Annotated in this window: 1 protein-coding gene; it reads right to left on the bottom strand. The window is 70.0% G+C overall.

Translation table 11 applies throughout. From position 1 onward, the window contains the following. Positions 1–61: 61 nt before the first annotated feature. A complete protein-coding gene (locus HCJ93_RS29005; RefSeq protein WP_167998799.1) occupies positions 62–1,279 on the bottom strand; it encodes an IS110 family RNA-guided transposase in 1,218 nt (405 codons plus the stop codon). Between the last annotated feature and the right edge of the window lie 44 nt (positions 1,280–1,323).

The raw sequence follows: 1,323 nt of genomic DNA, 5'->3' as shown, positions 1-1,323 counted from the left end.
TGCCTCTATGTCCTTCGTCAAGGCAACCCTGTCGGGTTTGGGGCGGTTCGGGCTGCTGGGATTATGCGGCGAGGTCGACTTCCGCGGGCGTGCGGGATTCGTAGAAGGTGCCGTCTCGGAGCATGGCGAACAGGACGCTGATGCGTTGGCGGGCGAGGCGGAGGAGTGCCTGGGTGTGGGTTTTGCCGCGTGCGCGTTGCTTGTCGTAGTAGGTGCGGGAGGCCCGGTCGGCGTTGATGCAGGCGAAGGCGGACAGGAACATCGCCCGTTTGAGCTGGCGGTTTCCGCCCCGTGGCGCGTGTTCGCCGTGGATCGAGGTCCCGGACGACTTCGTGGTCGGGGCGAGGCCGGCGTAGGAGGCCAGGTGGGCGGCGGTGGGGAAGCTGGTGCCGTCGCCGACGGTGACCAGCAGGACGGCTGCGGTCCTGACGCCGACGCCCGGCATCGACGTCAGGACCGGGAAAAGAGGGTGCGCCTCCAGCAGGGCGTTGATCTGGGCTTCCATCGCCCGGCGCTGGGTGTGGACGGCGGCCAGGGAGGCTGCCAGGGACGGGATGACGATGTCGAGGGTCCCGGTGCCCGGGACGACGACGGTCTGTTCGTCGAGTGCGGCAAAGACGTCGTCGATCAGCCGCTGGGCCATGCGCGGGGCCTTGGGCCGGATCAGCTCCACGAGTCTGCGGCGGCCGGCCCTGCGCAGGGCGCCCGGGGAGCCGTAGCGTTCCAGCAGCCAGGTGACGGCCTGGTGGTCGAGGCGGGGTCCAAGGACGCGTTCGAGGCTGGGGTGGAACTGGGTGAGCAGGCCGCGTATCCGGTTGGAGGTGCGGGTGGCCTCGGCCGCGAGGTCCTGGTCGAAGCCGACGAGGACCGTGAGTTCGGCGGTGATCTCGTCGGTCAGCTCCAGGGACCGCAGGGTGTGCGGCATGGTGCGGGCCGCGTCCGCGATCACCGCGGCGTCCTTCGCGTCGGTCTTGGCCTCGCCGGGGTAGAGGTCGGCGATCCTGCGCATGGCCAGTCCGGGCAGGTAGGCGACCCGGCAGCCCGCATCGCGGGCGACTGTCAGCGGGAGGGCGCCGATCGAGGCGGGCTGGTCGACGATCACCAGGACGGTGCCGAACTTCGCGGCCAGTTTATCGAAGACGGCCCGCAGCTTCGGCTCGCTGTTGGGCAGCGGCTTGTCGAAGACCTTCTTCCCGGCCGGGGTGAGCCCGTGGCCGTGATGAGCGCTCTTGCCGACGTCCAGGCCCAGGAACACGCCCACGTCTTCGATCTCGAACATCGCGCCCCTCCCCAAGGGGTGTTGACGGTGCCGGCCTCGGCTCG

It is taken from the genome of Streptomyces composti (assembly GCF_012034205.1).
GTDB classification, from domain to species: domain Bacteria; phylum Actinomycetota; class Actinomycetes; order Streptomycetales; family Streptomycetaceae; genus Streptomyces; species Streptomyces composti.
Note: the sequence above shows the minus strand (reverse complement) of the source record. Positions and strands in the feature narration are given on the sequence as shown.